The sequence below is a fragment of the Paraburkholderia bannensis genome (genome assembly GCF_014200455.1).
In the GTDB taxonomy this organism is placed as follows: domain Bacteria; phylum Pseudomonadota; class Gammaproteobacteria; order Burkholderiales; family Burkholderiaceae; genus Paraburkholderia; species Paraburkholderia bannensis_A.
In genome coordinates, this window is the sequence record NZ_JACHBW010000001.1 from 492,711 (window position 1) to 506,673 (window position 13,963).

The 13,963-nt window shown below is 64.8% G+C and carries 15 protein-coding genes; 4 read left to right on the forward strand and 11 right to left on the reverse strand.

Annotated elements, in window-relative coordinates:
* Positions 1-22 precede the first annotated feature (22 nt).
* On the forward strand, positions 23-976 hold the full coding sequence (locus tag F4827_RS02315; protein WP_183720148.1) for a sugar-binding transcriptional regulator: 954 nt from the start codon (positions 23-25) through the stop codon (positions 974-976).
* Positions 977-982: 6 nt separating this feature from the next.
* On the opposite strand, the gene F4827_RS02320 is transcribed toward F4827_RS02315, so the two are convergent.
* The 7 genes from F4827_RS02320 to F4827_RS02350 form a co-directional block, all read right to left on the reverse strand.
* A complete protein-coding gene (locus tag F4827_RS02320) occupies positions 983-1,612 on the reverse strand; it encodes a hypothetical protein (protein ID WP_183720145.1) in 630 nt (209 codons plus the stop codon).
* Between the two features lie 161 nt (positions 1,613-1,773).
* Positions 1,774-2,883, reverse strand: a complete 1,110-nt coding sequence (locus F4827_RS02325; protein WP_183720143.1) for an ABC transporter ATP-binding protein — start codon at positions 2,881-2,883, stop codon at positions 1,774-1,776.
* A 105-nt stretch (positions 2,884-2,988) separates the two neighbouring features.
* Positions 2,989-3,684: an HAD family phosphatase gene (locus F4827_RS02330; protein ID WP_183720140.1), complete on the reverse strand. Its 696-nt coding sequence runs from the start codon at positions 3,682-3,684 to the stop codon at positions 2,989-2,991.
* Positions 3,684-4,556: a carbohydrate ABC transporter permease gene (locus tag F4827_RS02335; protein ID WP_183720137.1), complete on the reverse strand. Its 873-nt coding sequence runs from the start codon at positions 4,554-4,556 to the stop codon at positions 3,684-3,686. The genes F4827_RS02330 and F4827_RS02335 overlap by 1 nt, the downstream gene beginning before the upstream one ends.
* Positions 4,553-5,500 carry a carbohydrate ABC transporter permease gene (locus tag F4827_RS02340; RefSeq protein WP_183720134.1) on the reverse strand — a complete coding sequence of 316 codons (948 nt, stop codon included), beginning with the start codon at positions 5,498-5,500 and terminating at the stop codon, positions 4,553-4,555. Before F4827_RS02340 ends, F4827_RS02335 begins: the two co-directional genes overlap by 4 nt.
* Positions 5,501-5,631: 131 nt before the next feature.
* On the reverse strand, positions 5,632-6,954 hold the full coding sequence (locus F4827_RS02345; RefSeq protein ID WP_183720131.1) for a sugar ABC transporter substrate-binding protein: 1,323 nt from the start codon (positions 6,952-6,954) through the stop codon (positions 5,632-5,634).
* An 82-nt stretch (positions 6,955-7,036) separates the two neighbouring features.
* Positions 7,037-7,840 carry an L-iditol 2-dehydrogenase gene (locus F4827_RS02350; RefSeq protein WP_311671910.1) on the reverse strand — a complete coding sequence of 268 codons (804 nt, stop codon included), beginning with the start codon at positions 7,838-7,840 and terminating at the stop codon, positions 7,037-7,039.
* Positions 7,841-8,330: 490 nt separating this feature from the next.
* Here F4827_RS02350 and F4827_RS02355 point away from each other — a divergent pair, with 490 nt between their 5' ends.
* The 3 genes from F4827_RS02355 (at position 8,331) to F4827_RS02365 (ending at position 10,988) form a co-directional block, all read left to right on the forward strand.
* Positions 8,331-9,209, forward strand: coding sequence for a metal ABC transporter solute-binding protein (locus F4827_RS02355; protein WP_260174927.1), 879 nt, complete (start codon positions 8,331-8,333; stop codon positions 9,207-9,209).
* Positions 9,210-9,277: 68 nt separating this feature from the next.
* Positions 9,278-10,213 carry an ABC transporter ATP-binding protein gene (locus tag F4827_RS02360; RefSeq protein ID WP_183720122.1) on the forward strand — a complete coding sequence of 312 codons (936 nt, stop codon included), beginning with the start codon at positions 9,278-9,280 and terminating at the stop codon, positions 10,211-10,213.
* Positions 10,206-10,988 (forward strand): metal ABC transporter permease, encoded by a 783-nt coding sequence (locus F4827_RS02365; RefSeq protein WP_183721305.1) that lies wholly within the window; start codon positions 10,206-10,208, stop codon positions 10,986-10,988. The genes F4827_RS02360 and F4827_RS02365 overlap by 8 nt, the downstream gene beginning before the upstream one ends.
* Positions 10,989-11,063: 75 nt before the next feature.
* On the opposite strand, the gene F4827_RS02370 is transcribed toward F4827_RS02365, so the two are convergent.
* From F4827_RS02370 to fghA, 4 genes are all read right to left on the reverse strand, one after another.
* Complete coding sequence (locus F4827_RS02370) at positions 11,064-12,065, reverse strand: patatin-like phospholipase family protein (protein WP_183720119.1); 1,002 nt, start codon at positions 12,063-12,065, stop codon at positions 11,064-11,066.
* 4 nt (positions 12,066-12,069) lie between these two features.
* Positions 12,070-12,528, reverse strand: coding sequence for a hypothetical protein (locus F4827_RS02375; protein WP_167065196.1), 459 nt, complete (start codon positions 12,526-12,528; stop codon positions 12,070-12,072).
* Between the two features lie 63 nt (positions 12,529-12,591).
* Positions 12,592-12,975, reverse strand: coding sequence for a hypothetical protein (locus F4827_RS02380; protein ID WP_183720116.1), 384 nt, complete (start codon positions 12,973-12,975; stop codon positions 12,592-12,594).
* A gap of 111 nt (positions 12,976-13,086) precedes the next feature.
* Positions 13,087-13,932, reverse strand: a complete 846-nt coding sequence (fghA, locus tag F4827_RS02385) for an S-formylglutathione hydrolase (RefSeq protein ID WP_183720113.1) — start codon at positions 13,930-13,932, stop codon at positions 13,087-13,089.
* Between the last annotated feature and the right edge of the window lie 31 nt (positions 13,933-13,963).

Genomic DNA, 13,963 nt, shown 5'->3' on the forward strand with positions numbered 1-13,963 from the left:
GCCGCTTTCAACCGATCTCACCGTGCCCAAGTCCACCGAAAAACTCGATCTCGCCACCCGCGCCGCGTGGCTCTACTACGTGGCCGGCAACACCCAGAACGAGATCGCCGAAAAGCTCCAGGTCTCGCGGCCGGTCGCACAGCGCCTGGTCGCCTTCGCGGTCGAGAAGAATCTGATCCGCGTGCGCGTCGATCATCAACTGGCCGACTGTCTTGCACTCGCGGACCGGCTCTCGAAGCGCTATGGCCTGGCGATGTGCGAGGTGGTGCCGGTCGACGGCGACACCCAGGACGCGATCGACCGCAAGCTCGCCGTGGCGGGCGCGCAGGTAATGGAGCGCTATCTGAACGAGGAGCGGCCGATGGTCGTGGCGGTGAGCAGCGGGCGCACGCTCAAGGCCGCCGTCGATCAGATCGCGCAGATCGAGCGGCCGCAGCACCGGCTCGTATCGATGGTCGGCGCGATCGCGCAGGACGGTTCGTCGAACCGTTACGACGTGGCGCTGCATATCTCCGAGAAAACCGGCGGCAAGCACTTCCTGCTGCCCGCGCCGCTGATCGCCGATAACGAGGCCGAGCGCGCGCAGTGGTGCAATCACCGGCTCTATCGCATCGTCGAATCGCTTTCCAGCGAGGCCGATGTGGCATTCGTGGGCATCGGCAATATCGGCGAGCATTGTCCGCTGCACGAGGACGGCTTCCTGACCACGGACGAAGTGCACGAGTTGATGCGACTGGGCGCGATTGCCGAAATGCTGGGGCTGCCGATCGACGCCAATGGCAGACGCGTGGATTCGCCCACGGGCCGTCGCGTGACGAGCCTGCATCTGGATTCGCCGCCGAAGCGCCCGACCATCGGCTTCGCAGGCGGCGTGCGCAAGCGCGAAGCGCTGATCGCGGCGCTCAAGGGCGGCTGGCTGTCGGGCCTCGTGACCGACGAGGCCTGCGCGCGCGCGGCGCTGGGCGAAGCGGCCTGAGGCGTTCTAGTTCAGGGGATACGTGATCGCCAGCGCCTTGCGGATCGCATCGGCGTTCGGATAGCGCGCGTGCTCTGTATGGCCGTCGCGAAAGCCGCACTGGCACTGGCCGATAAACGGCGCGCTCGCGTCGCTCTGCAAGCCGACGAACACCGCGCCCTGCGGTGTCGAACCCGTCAGCTTGTACACATAGCCGTCGTAGAAATTGCCGCCGAAATCGTAGTGCTGCTGCGGCGTCTGCACCAGCACGACGAGGCTTTTGCTGCGCGGTGTCTGATCCGCATGCGCGAAGAACACGGAAGCGATTTTTGGAATGCCGCCGTCTTCCTGATAGCGGTCGAATAGCTGATCGTGCCAGACGTGATCCGCGTCCTCGTAGATCAGATGCGCGTCCAGTGTGTAGGGCCGGTTGCCTTCGGTGAGACCTGGGCGCTTCGCCGTGTTATCGGTGAAATACACCCATGCGCCGGGCATGACAGGGCTCGCGTCGATGATCGGCGGCTGCAGTTCATGCTGATTGTCGAGGCGCGATTCCACCTGCTGCACGACGCTTGCGGGCACATCGGCGGCCTGGGCGGGCAAGGCAGATAGCGTGGTGACCAGCGCACTCGCGATCGACGCGATCTTGCGAATCATGATGGCATGCTGTTGGGACCTGGACGCAGGATCATAGCGCCCGCTGCCGTTTCCGCGCCACCCGGTGTGCGCACTCGCGCGCAAAAAAGCCCGCTCGAAAGCGGGCGTCCCTCGATGAGCCAAGGCAAGCTCAGACAACGACTAACGACAACTCCAGATTTTCATGCCGCCATTTCCTGCGCGAAGCGCCGCTCGAACGCGAGCCCCTGCGCGTCGAACAGATGGCAATGATCGGGCGTCGCGCCGAGCTTCATCGACTCGCCGCGTTCGTGCCTTTCCAGCGGCGGGATCCGCGCGATCAGCCCGTCCGGCGCGACCGTCGATTCGGCGTACAGATAGGCGGCATCGCCAAGCGACTCGACCGTCATCGCCTTCGCGCTCACGCCATAGTCGCCCGCGTTGACGTGCAGATGCTCCGGGCGAATGCCCACCGTCACCTTGTCGCCCTCGCGTGCGCCGCGCGGTTCCACCGACACCTTCTGCGTTTCGCCGGTCGCATAACGCACGACGATGCCGTCGCTATCGAGCTGCTGGATCTGGCCGTCGAGGAAGTTCATCTTGGGCGAGCCGATAAAGCCCGCGACAAAGCGGTTCGCCGGCGCATGATAAAGACGGTTCGGACTGCCGACCTGTTCGATATTGCCCGCCGAGAGCACCACGATCTTGTCCGCCAGCGTCATCGCTTCCACCTGATCGTGCGTCACGTAGATCATGGTGGTCTTGAGTTCGTCGTGCAGGCGCGCGAATTCCAGCCGCATCTTCACGCGCAGCGCGGCGTCCAGGTTCGAGAGCGGTTCGTCGAACAGGAACACCTTGGGCTTGCGCGTGATGGCGCGCCCGATCGCCACGCGCTGACGCTGGCCGCCCGAAAGCTGTTTGGGCTTGCGATCGAGCAGATGGTCGATGTGCAGGATCTTCGCCGCGTTCTTCACGGCGGCGTCGATCTCGGGCTTCTTCGCGCCCGCGAGCTTCAGGCCGAACGCCATGTTGTCATACAGCGTCATATGCGGATAGAGCGCATAGGACTGAAACACCATCGCGATGCCGCGCTTGGCCGGCGGCACGTCGTTCATGCGCGTGCCGTCGATCATCAGATCGCCGCCGCTGATGTCCTCCAGACCCGCGATCATCCGCATCAGCGTGGTCTTGCCGCAGCCGCTGGGGCCGACGAACACGACGAATTCGCCATCGCCGATATCGAGGTTCACATCGCGCAGGACTTCGGTTTCGTCGTAGCGCTTGTGGACATTTCTAAGGATCACGCTTGCCATGATGTGTGTCTCCAATTCGTTGCATCGCGTTGCGGTGAGCGCCGGCTTAAAGCCCTGGCGATACACCGCGTTTTCAGCAAATCCAGTTCTATGCTGCGCCGCGCGTCACAGCGCGCGCGCTTCGGTCTTCCGCATCCAGTCCGCCACCAGTGCTGGCAGCATGCGCATATCATCGAAGATGGCTTGCGCGCCCACTTCGCGCAGTTCGAGCGCGTGCGCTTCGCCGCCCACGTGCGCACCGCCGATAAAACCCAGCACCGTCATGCCCGCCGCGCGCGCCGCGCTCACGCCCGTCACGCTGTCTTCGACCACGATGCAGGCCTGCGGCACGACACCGATACCGTGCGCCGCGGCCAGATAGACATCGGGCGCGGGCTTGGGCTTCGCGACGATATCGGCGCAATAAATGCGCTCGCCGAAGAACCGCGCGAGGCCCGTGCGTTCCAGCACGCGGCGCACCACCGCTGTATAACTGTTGCTTGCGCAGGCCTTGGGCAACGCGATCGCATCGAGCGCCTCCACTACGCCCGGAAACAACGGCGCTTCGGCGGCTTCACGCTCCGCCACGGCGCGGATCGCATCGACATCGGCAGCGGCGAGGCTGCGCCCGAGCGCTTCGCTGGTACCGCCGAGCACGCGCTCGATGCGCTGGCCCAGCAGCGGCATCAGCACCGGCGCGACCGTCGCACCGGGCCAGCGCGCTTCCAGTTCGCGCACCAGCACGGCAGCCGCCACCGCTTCGCTGTCGATCAGCACGCCGTCGCAGTCGCAGATCAACGCCTGAATTGCGGCATTCGTCATTACTTGACCGCTCCGAAAGTCAGGCCGCGCACCAGTTGCTTCTGCGAGAGCCAGCCGACGATCAGCACAGGCGCGACGGCCAGCAGCGATGCGGCGGACAGCTTGGCCCAGAACAGCCCCTCAGGACTCGAATACGAGGCGATGAACACCGTCAGCGGTGCAGCGCTCGAACTCGACAGATTGATGCTCCAGAATGCTTCGTTCCACGAAAGAATGATCAGCAGAAGCGCGGTGGACGCGAGACCCGGCACCGCCATCGGCATGAGCAGATAGACGATTTCCTGCCAGGTGGCCGCGCCGTCCATACGCCCGGCTTCCAGAATGTCGCGGGGAATCTCGTTGAAGTAGGTGTAGGTCATCCATACTGCAATGGGCAGATTGATCAGCGTGTAGACGATGATCAGCCCGCTCACCGAATCCAGCAGGCCGGTATTTTTCCACAGCAGATAGATCGGCACCAGCACGCCCACCGACGGCATCATCTTGGTGGACAGCATCCACAGCAGGATCTTCTGCGTGCGATGGTTCGGAAAGAACGCCATCGCGTACGCGGCCGGCACGGCGAGAATCAGGCACACGAGCGTCACGCCCGCCGAAATCAGCACCGAATTCCACGCGAACGCGAAGTAGTTGCTGCGCGCGAACACCTCGCGGAAGCTGTCGAGCGTCGGCATGAAGAAGATCGTCGGGATGTAGGCCTGCTGCTCGGTCTTGAACGCCGTGATCGTCATCCAGAAGATCGGGAAGAACAAGGCGATGGCGATGGCCCATGCGAGCAACCCCGGCGCCACGCGACCGATGAACTGCAGCGGCGACGAGCGGTTGACCGCGTGCGGCGACTGCGGCACCTGTGTAGCGGTAACTTGACTCATTTTTCGTACTCCCCTTTGAGGTTGCGCGCGAGCATGCGCACGAGGAAGAACGACACGATGTTCGCCAGCACGACAGCCAGAATGCCGCCCGCCGATGCGATGCCCACGTCGAATTGTTGCAGGCCCATCGAGTAGATCAGGTAAGTGAGATTGGTGGTGGCGTTGCCAGGACCGCCGCCCGTGGTCGTATAGATTTCGGCGAAGATCGACAGCAGGAAAATCGATTCCATCATCACCACGACGGCAATCGCGCGGCGCAAATGCGGCAGCGTGATGTAGAAGAACAGCGAGATCGCGCCCGCGCCATCGATCTTCGCGGCTTCCTTCTGCTCCTGGTCGAGCGATTGAATCGCCGTGAAGAGAATCAGGAACGCGAACGGCAGCCATTGCCACGCCACGATCAGGATGACCGCGAACAGCGGATATTCGGCGAACCAGTCGATCGGCGTCATGCCCAGCGAGCGCATCGCGATCGCAACGAGGCCGTACACCGGATGCAGGATCATGTTCTTCCAGATCAGCGCGCTGACGGTGGGCATCACGAAGAACGGCGCGATCGCAAAGAGGCGCGCCACGCCCATGCCAACGAACTTGCGGTCGAACAGCACCGCCATCAGCACGCCGCCGATCACGGTGATCGCCAGCACGGACACGATCAGCACGATGGTGTGTACGATCGACGGCACGAACGAGGGATCGGTGGCGAGAAACCTGTAGTTGTCGAGGCCCGCGAAACCCTTGAGATCGGGGTTCAGCAGGTTATAGCGCGTGAACGAATACCAGATCGTCATCGCGAGCGGAATCGTCATCCACAGCAGCAGGACGGCAACCGACGGCGAGACCAGCCAGCGCGACGCCGAGCGGCGCGTTTGCACTTGCTGCGTGTTGGGCTTGGGCGCTCGGGCTTTATTGAATAGAGGCATGGGGAGATGGAGATGACGCATGAGGACCACCCTTCTCTGTTGCGCGCCGCGCGGGGGCACGGCGCCTTCTTATCCTGCTTGCTGCTTCGCCTGGACCACACGCGCCGGGCTGGGCGCGTGCGGGACCGGCTTCAAGGCTTACTTACTTTTGCTTATTTCTGATACCCGGCTTGAGCGACAGCGCGGTCGGCGGCGGCGTTACCCGCCGTCAGCGCCTGATCGACGCTCATCTGGCCTGCCACCGCACCGGCAATGCTCTGACCCACCACCGTGCCGAACGACTGGAATTCAGGAATCCCGACGAACTGCACACCCGTGTAAGGCACCGGCTTCGCGGTCGGATGATTCGGATCGGCGGTCTGGATCGCCTTGAGCACGAAGTCCGAGAACGGCGCGGCCTGCTTGTACTCGGGACGCTGATAGGTCGACACGCGCGTGCCCGAGGGCACCGAGGCCCAGCCTTCATCCTTCGCGACCATTTCGATGTACTGCTTCGAGGTGGCCCATTCGATGAACTTCTTCGCTGCGTCCTGCGACTTCGACGACTTCGGCACCGCCAGCGCCCACGACCACAGCCAGTGCGCGCCGTTCGGCGTCACGGCCGTCGGCGCGGCGGCGAAGCCGATCTTGTCCGCCACCTGGGACTGCGACTTGTTGTAGAGAATGCCGGCCGCCACCGTGGCGTCGATCCACATCGCGCATTTGCCCGAGGACATCAGCGTGAGGTTCTCGTTGAAGCCGTTCGAGCTGGCTCCCGGCGGGCCGTCCTTCTTCAGCATGTCGACATAGAAGTTCACCGCCTTCTTCCACTCAGGCGTGGTCAGTTGCGCGTGCCACTTCTCGTCGAACCAGCGTCCGCCGAAGGTGTTCACCACCGTCGTCACGTAGGCCATGTTCTCGCCCCAGCCCGCCTTGCCGCGCAGACAGATGCCGTAGGTGCCCGCCGATTTGTCGGTGAGCTTGTCGGCGAAATCGCGGATCTGGTCATAGGTCGGCTGGTCGGGCATCTTCAGGCCCTTGGCCGCGAACAGGTCCTTGCGGTAGTACGTCATCGAGCTTTCGACGTAGAACGGCAGCGCGTAGAGCGTGCCGTTGTACGAGAGACCATCGCGCGCCGTCTTCACCACATCGTTGAGATCGTAATCGGCGGGCAGGCCCGTCATGGGCGCGAGCCAGCCGCGCTTGCCCCACTGCGGCGCTTCATAGGTGCCGATCATCATCACGTCGAACTGGCCGCTGTTGGTCGTGATGTCGGTGGTGGCGCGCTGGCGCAGCACGTTTTCTTCGAGTATCACCCAGTTCAGCTTGATGCCCGGATTCGCTTTCTCGAAGGCCGGCGAGAGCTTCTTCAACTCGATCATGTCCGGGTTGTTCAACATCGCGACAGTGACGGTCTGCGCGTGCGCGGCACCGGCCGCGGCGATCAGCGCGCCCGCGCTGAGTGTGCGCAGCACGGTCTGGAAAGCGGGTTTCATGGCGTTGTCTCCTTTGTTCGTTGCGTTATGTCGTGCTGCCTGTGATGCCACCTGAGGTACTGTGCGCGTTGAAAGCGCGGATTCAACTCATCCAGTTGCCGCCGTCCACGTTAAGCGTCTGCGCGGTGATGTAATCGGCGTCGTTCGAGGCGAGAAAGAGCGCCGCGCCCGTGAGATCTTCCGGCAAGCCCATGCGTCCGAGCGGCACCTCCTCGCCGACAAGCCGCTTCTTCTCGCCCAGCGGCCGATGCTCGTAGCGCGCGAACAGCGCGTCCACCTGCTCCCACATCGGCGTATCCACCACGCCCGGCGCGATGCCGTTCACATTGATCTTGTGCGGCGCGAGCGCCAGCGCCGCCGACTGCGTATAGCTGAGCACCGCTGCCTTGGTTGCACAGTAGTGCGAAACAAGCGCCTCGCCGCGCCGTCCGGCCTGCGAGGACATATTGATGATCTTGCCGCCGTGGCCCTGCTCCACCATGCGGCGCGCGACGGCCTGCATCAGGAAGAACATGCCCTTCACGTTGACCGAGAAGAGCCGATCGTAGATTTCCCAGGATTCGTCGAGCAGCGGGCGCATGTCGAACAGCGCCGCGTTGTTGAAGAGTATGTCGATGCGGCCGAAATGGCCAACCGCATCGTGGACGATGCGATCGATGTCCTCGCGGCGCGTGACGTCCGCACTGAGCACGAGCACACGGTCGGGGAACGCGTCTTTGAGCGCGGGCGCGATGGCGTCGGGCGGCTTCACGTCGACGAGCACGCAGCGCGCGCCCTCGGCCAGATAGCGGCGCGCGACCGCCTCGCCGATGCCGCTTGCCGCGCCGGTCAGCACGGCCACCTTGTCCTGCAAACGTCCTGCCGCCGGGTACGCGGAATGTGCCACAGGTTTGTCTCCAATGTCTTTCATGCTGGTGAGCCTGGCTTGAATCTCAGGCTCTCAGCCTGAACACTCGCTCACCGCATGAGCATTTGCTCTCTTGGTGGTCGAATGATCGGATACGCACGCGCACATGTCAAGGCGGACAAACGCCATCGCAGTGGATTTCGATGGTGCGGCGCGCAAGTCGGCCGTACAACTGGTCGCAGCGCGCAGTTCGCGCGCCCGCTGTCGGAACCATTCAGCGTTGTTTCAATATGGCGTAACCGTCAGCCTGCCGACGTCGCTCGCCTTGCTTCACGTTACGTTATATCATCGCGTCTTCACGGATTTTTGCCTTCTCGCAGGATCCGGCCCTACCCGGCTATTGTCGGAACCGTTCTCTGGCCTCGCTCTCGTCAAGGATAGAACCATGTTCGCATTCACCCGCGCGACGCAGCGCGCGCGCGCCCGCCTCGCCGGAGGCGTTTCGCTCACGGCCCGCGTCCGTTCGGCCATGGCAGCGGCACTCGCCGCGAGCGCGCTGCTTGGTGCTCTATTCGGCCCGGCAGCGGCGCACGCCGCGGACACCGCGATTACGGTCGTCGCGGCCGAGAACTTCTACGGCGACGTGGTCAAGCAGATCGGCGGCAACTACGTGAACGTGACGAGCATCCTGAGCAATCCCGACCAGGACCCGCATCTCTTCGAAGCCAGCCCGAAGACCGCGCGCGCGCTCCAGCACGCCCGCGTGGTGGTGTACAACGGCGCGGACTACGACCCGTGGATGACCAGACTGCTGGGCGCGACCGCCGCGCAAAGCAGCCAGCGCACGGTGATCGTCGCGGCGGACCTCGTCGGCAAAAAGCCCGGCGACAATCCGCACCTCTGGTACGACCCGCAGACCATGCCCGCCGTGGCGCGCGCCGTGGGCGCAGCGCTCGACGCCGCAGACCCCGCGCACAAGAGCGTGTACGATGCCAACCTTGCGACGTTTCTTGGCTCGCTCAAGCCGATCGACGCGAAGGTCGCGGCGCTGCGCGCGCAGTTCAAGGGCCAGCCGGTGACGGCGACGGAACCGGTGTTCGGCTATATGTCGGATGCGATTGGCCTCGACATGCGCAACCTGCGCTTCCAGTTGGCGGCGATGAACGACACCGAGGCGAGCGCATCGGATATCGCGGCCTTCGAACGCGATCTGCGCGAGCATCGCGTACGCGTGCTGATCTATAACAGCCAGGCGACCGAAGCCCTCACGCGCCGCATGCTGGCCCTCGCGAAGCAGTCGAAACTGCCGACGGTCAGCGTGACCGAGACGCAGCCTGCAGGCGTGAATTTCCAGCAATGGATGCTGGCGCAGCTCGATTCGCTGGGCAAGGCGCTCGCGACCCGATAAACGTCGGATAAACGTCGGATAAACGCCGCATCAACACAGATAAACGCAGTCAGCAGGGAACAGAAGCAATGACCGAAGCCGCGCCCGCTTCACAGCACGCGTCCCAACAGGCGTCTCAGCAACCCAACCACCGCACGCCTCAGCCGGTGCTCACGGTCGCGGGCGTGACGCTCACGCTCGGTGAGCGCACCATTCTGCGCGAGGCCAACTTCGCCGTGAACCAGGGCGAGTTCATCGGCGTGCTCGGGCCCAACGGCGCGGGCAAGACCACGCTGATGCGCTCGATCCTCGGTCTCGTGCCCGCCTCGCGCGGCGCGATCCGCGTGCTCGGCGAGCCGGTGGCGCGCGGCAATCCGAAGATCGGCTATATGCCGCAGACGCGCACTGCGCTGGCGAGCCGCCGCATTCGCGGGCGCGACTTCGTGGCGATGGCCGCCGACGGACACCGCTGGGGCCTGCCACGCGCCGACGCCGCCACGCGCGCCGATGTCTCGCGCGTGCTCGATCTGGTGGGCGCAACCCAACTCGCGGATCGCCCTTTGTCGGAGCTTTCCGGCGGCGAACGCCAGCGCCTGCTGCTCGCGCAATGCCTGCTCGGCGAACCGAAACTGCTGCTGCTCGACGAACCGCTCATCAGCCTCGATCCGCACCGTCAGCGCGGCGTGGTCGAACTGGTGCGGCGCGTGCAGCGCGAACTGGGCATCGCGGTGCTGTTCTCGGCGCACGAACTCAATCCCCTGCTCAACGCGCTCGACCGCGTGCTGTATCTGGGCAATGGCGTGGCGGCGCTCGGCAGCGTCGACGAGGTCATCACCGCGCCGGTGCTCTCGCGCCTTTACGGCTCGCCCATCGAGGTGATGCGCATGAAGGGCCGTATTTTCGTGATGTCGGGCGATGTCGAGGTCGAGAAGCACGACCACGAACACGAGCATGACCACGATCACGGCCATTCGCACGACCACGACCACAACAACAACGCCCACGGCCATTCGCACGATGCTTGATTACGATTTCATGGTGAACGCCTTCGCGGCGTCGGGCATCGTGGCGGTGCTCGCGGGCATCGTCGGCTACTTCCTCGTGATGCGCGGACAGACCTTCGCGGGTCACGCGCTCTCGCACGTCGGCTTCACCGGCGCGACGGGCGCGGTCTTGCTCGGCATCTCGCCGATGTGGGGCATGGTGGGCTTCACGCTGGTCGCGGGCGTGTCGATGGGCGCGCTCGGCGAAAAGCTCGCGGGCCGCGATGTGGCCATCGGCGTGATCCTGTCGTTGGCGCTCGGCTTCGGCCTGCTGTTTCTGCACTTCTTCACCGCTTACGCCACGCAAGTCACGTCGCTGCTGTTCGGCAACGTGCTGGGTGTGAACCGCGATACGCTCGGCGCGCTCGCGGCGCTGGCCGTGGCCAGTCTCGCGGCGCTCGCGGCGATCATGCGGCCGCTGCTGTTCGCCTCGCTGCAGCCGGAACTGGCCGAAGCCAAGGGCGTGTCGCTGCGTCTGGTCTCGGTGCTGTTCCTTGCCATCGCGGCGCTGGCTGTTGCGGCCTGCACGCAGATTGTCGGCGTGCTGCTGGTGTTCACGCTGATGGTCGGCCCCGCCGCCGCCGCGCAGAACCTCACCACACGTCTGTCAGTGGGTATCGTGCTCGCGGCGCTGTTCGCGCTCGCGCAGGCGTGGATCGGCGTGACGCTCGCCTACTACACCGACTGGCCGACCAGCTTCTGGATCACCGCCCTCGCCGCTGTGGTGTATGGCGCGAGCTTGATCCGACGGCGTTGAGCGCGTCCACGCAAGCAGATAAAAACGGCGTTGCCCTTTGCGGAGCAACGCCGTTTTTCATTTTGCGCCAAGGCTTCAACCGTCGCCCATGATGAGCCGCAACCGGCGCGACTCGTCGGCGTTCGCGAGCAGATCCTCGAAGCGCTGATCCGCCAGCCGAGTGAGCGCCGCCGTGGCGTCGGGCGTGGCGATGTCGAGACCGCGCAGCACCTCCTGATCGGCGCCTGCATCGCTGTTCAGATGCAGATAGCGCTCGCGCAATTCGCGCGCGCAGGTGGCCTGCGCCATGCGCTCCTGCGCCTGCATGCCCAGCGCGAGCGCGGGCTGCGCCCACGCAAGGCCGCGCAGCGGCAGACGGCTCGGCACGCTGCGATGACGCACGCCCGTGGTGCCGACGCTCAGCATGCGCACCGGCACGCCGCGCCGCTGCGCCTGGTTCAAGGCGTGCGCATCGGGGCAATTCGCAGCGAGGCCGCCATCGACATGCCAGTCGTCGTCGAGCAGCATCGCCGGAAAGTGCGCTGGCGCGGCCGAGGTGGCGCGCGTGGCTTCGAGCAGCGTGCAGGTGTCGGCGTCATCGCCCGCCAGGCCCTTGCTGCGCAGCAGACGCAATTCGCCCAGCGACCAGCTCACGGTCGTGAGCATGAGCGGCTTGTCGATCTCGGCGAGACGCTTGCCCGCCCAGCCGTCCAGACAGGCGACGATGGCGCGTTCGAGCGGCTCGGCCGCATAGACTTTTTCGCTCAGGAGCTTGCGCAAGGTGCGCAGCGAGAGTTTGGGGAAGATCGTCGGCCCCCACTGCGCGAGCATCGCGTAGAGATCGCGAGCGCTCACGCCCGCGGCCAGCCCCGCCGCCAGAATGCCGCCCACCGAGGTGCCCGAGATCAGATCGAAACGCGTGCCTATCGGCGTACCGCGTTTGCCCAGCCCATTGCCAAAGCGTTCGCTTTCCTCGATGCGCGCGAGCAGCCGCGCCGTGTAAAGCCCGCGATAACCGCCCCCCGAGAGGCTCAGCACGCGCGTGCAGGCGGGCGCCGGGGTGAGCCGGCCGTCGGGCACCCGGAACTGGTCGTCCAAGGGCTCAGACCTCAAGCAGGGACACGACTTCCACCTGGAGCTTGCGCAACTCGCGGTGGTACGTCTCCTCGGGCTCGACCAGCGTGCAGCCGTTGGCGACCGCCGTGGCGATCACCATGCGCGTATCCTGGCCAACCGCATGACGCTGGCCGCTTTTCTCGATTTCAAGCGGATGATGGCCGCGCCACTGCTCCCACTCGGCGGCCTCGTTTTCGGCGAACGGCAACATCACGGAGCCGTCGTCCAGCAGCGCGGCCAGGCGCGCTTCGAGCGCCTTCTTGAAGGCCGCGCGGCGCGGCTCGCTGGTCTTGTGCTGGGCGATCACCTGGCGCGCGGCCGCCACACTGATGACGCTCAGATTGATGTCGCGCGCCTTCACCCCGCCTTCGATCCATTTGCGCGAGGCGGTGTCTTCGATACACATGTCGATGAGCGTATTGGTGCCCAACAGGAATCTCGGCATGAACGGCCTGTGCTGTCTGCGTTATTTGTCGTCGTCTTTTGCGGTGCCGCGCAGAGGGACACGCTAGCGCGGCACGCGGTAGTGATCTTCGGCGTCGATGGACACGTCGCGCGGCAGCTTGCCGGTGGCGGGCACCGAGGGCAGCCCGGCGAACACCTCTGCCACGGTGCGGTCGCTCACCGTGTTCGACATGAGCGCGACGGCCTGATCGAGGCCGAGGATGATGAAGGGCTCCGGGCCTTGATTGACGATCTCGACCGAGCCCGACTTCACCCGCTTGAGCACGCTCGAATAATTCGTCTTGAACGCCGAGATGGGCGTGCCGGCCGTGTCCACGTTGGTCGCCCCCACGCGCGCGGCAATCGCCTTCACGGCCGCCTGGAAATCGACCTTGCGTCGCTCGGCGGCTTCCTTGCTGGCTTTCGGATCGATAAGGGATGCGGGCATGGTCGTGGACTCCAGAAAAAAGATCAACCTGACCAGATGATAGTACCAGGTTGACCAGATATCAAAGTTTCACACGGGGTCGGAATCCATGACCGCAGCGCCCTTTCTGGCTTACTTCAGCAGCACGCGCGCGTGGTGCGCCAGATGGTCTTCGATAAAGCTCTGGATGAAGAAATAGCCGTGATCGTAGCCCTCGTGACGACGCAGCGTGAGCGGCTGGCCGGCCGCCGCGCAGGCGGCTTCGAACACTTCCGGGTTGAGCTGGTTCGGCAGGAAGGCATCGGCCAGACCCTGATCGACGAGAATGCCTTCCTCGAACTTGCGCACCGCCTGGCCGACGAGTTCGCTGGCGTCGTATTGCTTCCACGCTTCGCGGTCCTCGCCCAGATAGCCGGAGAACGCCTTCTCGCCCCACGGGCAGCGCGTGGGCGCGGCGATCGGCGCAAATGCCGACACCGAGCGGTAAATGTCCGGATTCTTCAGCGCCAGTGTGAGCGCGCCGTGACCGCCCATCGAGTGGCCGAAGATGCCCAGGCGAGCGCCGTCGACGGGCAGGCTCGCCGTGACCGCTTCGCGCAGTTCGTCGCGCACGTAGCTGCCCATGCGCCAGTGTCTGGACCACGGCTCGCGCGTGGCGTCGAGATAGAAACCCGCGCCGACGCCGAAGTCCCATGCATCGGCCTCGCCCGGCACGTTCGCGCCGCGTGGGCTGGTATCCGGCGCAATCAGTGCGATGCCGTGCTGCGCCGCGAAGCGCTGCGCGCCCGCCTTGATCGGGAAGGTTTCTTCGGTGCAGGTCAGGCCCGCGAGATAGAACAGCCCCGGAACTTTCTGCGTGCGCGCCTGCGGCGGCAGATAGAGGGAAAAACGCATCGGCAGGCCGATGGTTTCCGAATCGTGTTTGTAGATGCGCTGCACGCCGTCGTAGCAGGCGTGTTCTTCAATCAGGATCAGCATGGTTGCTCCGATGTTCGCGTTGTCTTGAATC

Bases quoted from the DNA above. Each gene is read 5' to 3' on its own strand.
- F4827_RS02360 (WP_183720122.1), top strand. From the start codon at position 9,278: ATGACCGAAGCCGCGCCCGCTTCACAGCACGCGTCCCAACAGGCGTCT.
- F4827_RS02365 (WP_183721305.1), top strand. From the start codon at position 10,206: ATGCTTGATTACGATTTCATGGTGAACGCCTTCGCGGCGTCGGGCATC.
- F4827_RS02345 (WP_183720131.1), bottom strand. From the start codon at position 6,954: ATGAAACCCGCTTTCCAGACCGTGCTGCGCACACTCAGCGCGGGCGCG.
- F4827_RS02380 (WP_183720116.1), bottom strand. From the start codon at position 12,975: ATGCCCGCATCCCTTATCGATCCGAAAGCCAGCAAGGAAGCCGCCGAG.
- F4827_RS02330 (WP_183720140.1), bottom strand. From the start codon at position 3,684: ATGACGAATGCCGCAATTCAGGCGTTGATCTGCGACTGCGACGGCGTG.
- F4827_RS02325 (WP_183720143.1), bottom strand. From the start codon at position 2,883: ATGGCAAGCGTGATCCTTAGAAATGTCCACAAGCGCTACGACGAAACC.
- F4827_RS02340 (WP_183720134.1), bottom strand. From the start codon at position 5,500: ATGCGTCATCTCCATCTCCCCATGCCTCTATTCAATAAAGCCCGAGCG.
- F4827_RS02320 (WP_183720145.1), bottom strand. From the start codon at position 1,612: ATGATTCGCAAGATCGCGTCGATCGCGAGTGCGCTGGTCACCACGCTA.
- F4827_RS02375 (WP_167065196.1), bottom strand. From the start codon at position 12,528: ATGCCGAGATTCCTGTTGGGCACCAATACGCTCATCGACATGTGTATC.
- F4827_RS02335 (WP_183720137.1), bottom strand. From the start codon at position 4,556: ATGAGTCAAGTTACCGCTACACAGGTGCCGCAGTCGCCGCACGCGGTC.
- F4827_RS02355 (WP_260174927.1), top strand. From the start codon at position 8,331: ATGGCAGCGGCACTCGCCGCGAGCGCGCTGCTTGGTGCTCTATTCGGC.
- fghA (WP_183720113.1), bottom strand. From the start codon at position 13,932: ATGCTGATCCTGATTGAAGAACACGCCTGCTACGACGGCGTGCAGCGC.